Origin of the sequence: Mesorhizobium sp. M1A.F.Ca.IN.020.06.1.1 (assembly GCF_004023265.1) — a bacterium.
In the GTDB taxonomy this organism is placed as follows: Bacteria; Pseudomonadota; Alphaproteobacteria; order Rhizobiales; family Rhizobiaceae; genus Mesorhizobium.
The window spans coordinates 1-4,972 of record NZ_RZSR01000420.1 but is presented as its reverse complement, the minus strand read 5'-3'; the positions used below and the strand labels follow the sequence as shown (position 1 = coordinate 4,972).

The window sequence follows — 4,972 nt, the reverse complement described above, 5'->3', positions numbered from 1 at the left end:
CGCCGATGAAGAGCGATGGCCCGCAAATCATCCATCTCCAGTCTGAAGAGGGCGATGGTCCGCCGAAGGCCGGTATCGTCATCCGCGATCCTTCCACACTCAGCCAGAATCTCAAGGTCGCGCATATTCCCGACAGGGCGCTGATCGAGGCGAGCGACAGCGGCCCGCTGCCGGTGCGCTCCGCCGATGGCCGGCGACCGTTCGACGTCTATGCGCGGCCCTGGTCCGGCGCGCGCGGCGCGCGCGTGGCGATCGTCATCGGCGGGCTCGCCGTCTCCCAGACCGGCACGCAGGCGGCGATCGCCAAATTGCCGGCCGAGGTGACGCTGGCTTTCGCGCCGCAGGGCAACAGCATCGACCGCTGGATGAAGGCGGCGCGCCAGAGCGGACATGAGATCGTCATGCAGATACCGCTCGAGCCGTTCGATTATCCCAGCGTCAATCCGGGACGCAACACGCTGACGGTCGCTGCGAGTCCGGACGAGAACCTGAAGAGCCTGCGCTGGGCGCTGTCGAGGACGACCAACTATACCGGCGTCATGAACTATATGGGCGCGCGTTTCTCGGCTGATGCAAACGCGATGGGACCGTTCATGGCCGAGCTCGGCAAGCGCGGCCTTGCCTATGTCGACGACGGCTCCTCCGCGCGAAGCCTGGCGCCCAACCTCGCGCTGAAGGATGGCGTTCCTTTCGTCGCCGGCGACATGGCGATCGATGCTGTGCAGGACCGCGGCGAAATCCTCAAGAAGCTGGACAGCCTCGAGGCGACGGCACGCGCCAAGGGCAGCGCCGTCGGCATCGGCTCGGCCTTCGATATCACCGTCGACACGGTTGCGTCCTGGGTGGCAGAAGCGAAGAAGCGCGGCATCGAGATCGTGCCGATTTCGGCGGTGGCGATCGATCCGCAAAAAGGCTGACGCCGACCCTTTCGCCTGAATGCATCTCCAAAACGGCTGGAAATCTCAACGATGGCCAAAAAGATCGATCCTGAAACGCTGCCCTATCGCCCCTGCGTCGGGCTGATGATCCTCAACCCGGCCGGGCTGGTCTGGGTCGGTCATCGCATCGCCGAGCCGGACAGCGAATTCTCCGGCACCACGAAACTCTGGCAGATGCCGCAGGGCGGCATCGACGAGGGCGAGGAGCCGCTCCCGGCGGCGGAGCGGGAGCTTTACGAGGAGACCGGTATGCGCAGCGTGTCGCTGCTTGCCGAAGCGCCGCACTGGATCAATTACGACCTGCCGCCGCATCTGGTCGGCGTCGCCTTCAAGGGCCGCTATCGCGGCCAAACGCAGAAATGGTTCGCCTACCGCTTCGAGGGCGACGAGAGCGAGATTGAGATCAATCCGCCGCCGGGCGGCCACAAGGCCGAATTCGACCAATGGGCATGGCGGCCGATGCGGGAGCTGCCCGACCTGATCGTGCCCTTCAAGCGCAAGGTCTACGAGCAGGTGGTGGCCGCGTTCCAGCATCTTGCTCGCTAGGCGTTGGCAGGCGCGCTTCCAACTAAGTACGGTTAGCGAAGAGGTTGGCACCGTAGTCGAGATCATGCTTTGTTGATGCAGATGCGCCGCAGGCAAAGAGGCAAACATGAACGACGCGCGACAAGCGCACTTCGCCGGCGTCGAGAAGCACGCAGCTCCGCAACAAGTGTGACCCGACTTTGTCCGACGCAATTGCCCCGATGACCGGCACCAAAACGTCTTTGCCGCAAACGACCGCCACCAGCGGCTTTATGCCCGGCGAAACTTCAGCCGGCGCGATCCTGACCATCGATCTTGGCGCCATCCGCGAGAACTACCGGCGGCTGAAGGCGCGGCTGGCGGGCGTGCGCTGCGCAGGCGTGCTCAAGGCTGACGGCTATGGCCTCGGCGCAGCGCGCGTGGCATCGGCGCTGATGAAGGAAGGCTGCGAGATCTTCTTCGTCGCGCTGCTCGGCGAGGGCATCGCGCTGCGCAAGGCGCTTGGACCCGGACATGAGATCTTTGTGCTCAACGGCCTGCCGCCGGGCTCCGAGCCGGAAGCGATCGCGACTGGGCTTCATCCTGTCATCAACAGCACCGCTCAGTTGAGGGCGTGGCGTGAAGCGGCGCTTGCCGCCGGCCGAAAGCTGCCGGCCGCTGTTCAGGTCGACAGCGGCATGTCACGGCTCGGCATGCCGCCGGCTGACGTCGAGGCGCTCGCGGCGGATGCTTTCGGCGGCATCGACATCCGCCTGGTGATGAGCCATCTCGCCTGCGCCGACGAGCCGCGCAATCCTGCCAACGAAGCGCAGCGGCTCGCGTTTGAGCGGCTACGCGGGATGCTGCCCAAGGCGCCGGCCTCGCTTGCCAATTCGTCCGGCATCTTTCTCGGATCGGCCTACCACCACGACCTCGCGCGGCCGGGCGCGGCGCTATACGGCATCAACCCGACGCCGGGCGAGGCGAACCCGATGATGCCGGTGGTCCGGCTGCAGGCGAAGGTGGCTCAGACGCGCAACGTCGAAGACGGCGCCGGCGTCGGCTACGGCCACAGCCATCATGCGCGCGGACCGCTCAGGCTGGCGACAATTTCGCTCGGCTATGCCGATGGCTGGCACCGGCGCGCGGCGTCGGCCGCCTGGTTCGAGGGCGTGCGGCTGCCTTTCGTCGGGCGGGTATCGATGGATTCCATTGTCCTCGACATTTCAGCGCTTCCGGTCGATCAACTGGGCGAGGGCGACCTCGTCGAGCTCATCGGGCCGTCGCAAAGCCTCGACGACGCGGCCGCGCATGCCGGAACCATCGGCTACGAGGTGCTGGCCAGCTTGGGTGCGCGCTTTCACCGCCGCTACATCGGCGGGTGAAAGGGGCGGCTTGCTTGACAAGCCGATGCATCTCGGCAAGGGTCGAGGCATGAGCAACCTCGCCCATAGCAGAACCTTTTTCAGGGTTTGCCCCATCGCGGGAGCGTAGCCCCGGCGCGGTCGTGTTGGCGACCGCCGAGCCGGGGCATTTGAATTCCTGACATCGTCATTCGAGCCAGCCAGCCTTTCGCGGCTGTCGGCTCTTCGTCGCCGCCTTTGAGCGGGCTGCAGCGCGCGTCGGTTCGTCGACGTGCAAATCCAGGAGGTTTGCCATGAATGCCACAACCCAATCGCGTTCCCGAAACACGATCCTCGTCAGCGACGCGGACCACGACCGGCTCAGCGGCCTTGCCAGAGCCTTTCTCGAGCGGACGCCCGAGATGGCCGAGGACCTGCTCGCCGAGATGGACCGCGCGCGGATCGCCGCCGAAGCGGCGATGCCAGCCGATGTCGTGCGGATGGGCACGACGGTGACGCTTCACGACGGGGAAGGAAGCATTCAGCGCGTCACGCTAGTCTATCCCGCCGAGGCCGACATCGCCGAAAAACGCATCTCGGTGCTGACGCCGCTCGGAACCGCGCTGATCGGCGCGCGTGCCGGCCGCACAGTCTCCTGGCGAAGCCGCGACGGCCGGGTGCTTTCGGCGACCATCCACGCGGTCGAGCAATCCGCGTCGCGGAGAGCGCCATGACCAGGACCATCTATCGCCTCACGCCGAAGGATCTCGCGGTTCTCGAAGCGATGCTGATGCGCCGGCGCGCCTTTGCCGACGCGATCGTGCCGATGCTCGAACGCAAGCTCGCCGAGAGCGACATCATCCCGGCCGGCATGGTCGAGCCCGACATCGCCACGCTGAACAGCCGGGTAGTCTTCCGGATCAACGACGGAGCCCCGGAGACGAGGACGTTGATGCTGGGCGACGCCTCCGCTCCTGTCGGATTCGGCCTGCCGCTCGGCACCTGGCGCGGCCTCTGCCTGCTCGGCATGAGGGCGGGCCAGTCGGTAGTGGCCGAGCGCCCCGACGGCAGCCGCGAGCGCATCCTTCTCGAGGATGTGGCCTACCAGCCGGAGGCCGAGCATCAGGCGGCTCGGACTGCCGCACAGCGACCCCGTGGCCCGAGGCTGGTGTACAGCGCCGCAGGCGATCGTTGGCCCCTTGGCGGGGGCGGCAAAATCCGGCAGACAGAAGGCGACGATCCCGGCCCTTCGGCGGCATGATCGGTTTGAGGGAGCATAGAATGAAAGTCCTGGTGCTGGGCGGCGGTGTGATCGGGATCACCACCGCCTACTTCCTTGCCGAGGCCGGCCACGAAGTCACGGTGATCGACCGGCAGCAGGGCCCGGCGCTGGAGACCAGCTTCGCCAATGCCGGCGAAGTGTCGCCGGGCTATGCCTCGCCATGGGCCGGGCCCGGCATTCCCGTGAAAGCCGTCAAATGGCTGTTGATGAAATACGGACCGCTGGTGGTGCGGCCGGCCTTCGATCCGCATATGTGGACATGGCTCTTGAAGATGCTGCGCAACTGCACGGCCCAGCGCTATGCGCTGAACAAGTCGCGCATGGTGCCCTTGGCCGAGTACAGCCGCGACACGCTGAAGGCGCTACGCACTACGATCGGCATCAGCTATGACGAGCGAGCCAAGGGCACGCTGCAGCTCTTCCGCAAGCAGAAGCAGCTCGACGGCACCGGCGGCGATGTCGAGGTGCTGAAAAAATATGGCGTTCCCTACGAGCTTCTCGACCGGGACGGCTGCATCGCGGCCGAGCCGGCGCTGGCCGGTGTGCGGGAAAAATTCGTCGGTGGGCTGAGGCTGCCCGGCGACGAGACCGGCGACTGCAAGATGTTCACCGACAAGCTGGCCGAGCTTTGCGTGGCGCGCGGCGTCGCCTTCGAATATGGCACGAGCATCCGGCGCGTCGTCAGGAACCGAAACCGCGTCGTCCAGGTCGGCACCGACAAGGGCTGGCGAACGGCGGAGGCTTATGTGATGGCGCTTGGCAGCTATTCGGCTCCCTTCATGCGCAAGATGAAACGGCCGATCCCCGTCTATCCGGTCAAAGGCTATTCCATCACGCTGCCGATAACGGACGCGGATGCGGTCGCCGAGCCTGGTGATCGCCACCTTGTAAGTCTCGTCCATGAT

6 protein-coding genes are annotated in these 4,972 nt (G+C 65.9%); all 6 read left to right on the top strand.

The window, feature by feature from the left end:
• Positions 1-917, top strand: a 917-nt coding sequence (locus tag EOA60_RS18625) for a divergent polysaccharide deacetylase family protein (RefSeq protein WP_245502580.1), incomplete at its 5' end; no start/stop codon positions are given.
• 51 nt (positions 918-968) lie between these two features.
• On the top strand, positions 969-1,484 hold the full coding sequence (locus EOA60_RS18620; protein ID WP_067319545.1) for an RNA pyrophosphohydrolase: 516 nt from the start codon (positions 969-971) through the stop codon (positions 1,482-1,484).
• Positions 1,485-1,735: 251 nt separating this feature from the next.
• Positions 1,736-2,827, top strand: a complete 1,092-nt coding sequence (alr, locus tag EOA60_RS18615; protein WP_095824198.1) for an alanine racemase — start codon at positions 1,736-1,738, stop codon at positions 2,825-2,827.
• 272 nt (positions 2,828-3,099) lie between these two features.
• Complete coding sequence (rnk, locus tag EOA60_RS18610; RefSeq protein ID WP_067319541.1) at positions 3,100-3,519, top strand: nucleoside diphosphate kinase regulator; 420 nt, start codon at positions 3,100-3,102, stop codon at positions 3,517-3,519.
• Positions 3,516-4,046, top strand: coding sequence for a nucleoside-diphosphate kinase (locus tag EOA60_RS18605; RefSeq protein WP_095824109.1), 531 nt, complete (start codon positions 3,516-3,518; stop codon positions 4,044-4,046). Before rnk ends, EOA60_RS18605 begins: the two co-directional genes overlap by 4 nt.
• Positions 4,047-4,066: 20 nt before the next feature.
• On the top strand, positions 4,067-4,972 hold a 906-nt coding region (locus EOA60_RS18600), incomplete at its 3' end, for a D-amino acid dehydrogenase (protein WP_164899393.1).

What these genes read in the sequence shown, in the direction of transcription:
- rnk (WP_067319541.1), top strand. Translation starts at nt 3,100, where the DNA reads ATGAATGCCACAACCCAATCGCGTTCCCGAAACACGATCCTCGTCAGC.
- EOA60_RS18620 (WP_067319545.1), top strand. Translation starts at nt 969, where the DNA reads ATGGCCAAAAAGATCGATCCTGAAACGCTGCCCTATCGCCCCTGCGTC.
- alr (WP_095824198.1), top strand. Translation starts at nt 1,736, where the DNA reads ATGCCCGGCGAAACTTCAGCCGGCGCGATCCTGACCATCGATCTTGGC.
- EOA60_RS18605 (WP_095824109.1), top strand. Translation starts at nt 3,516, where the DNA reads ATGACCAGGACCATCTATCGCCTCACGCCGAAGGATCTCGCGGTTCTC.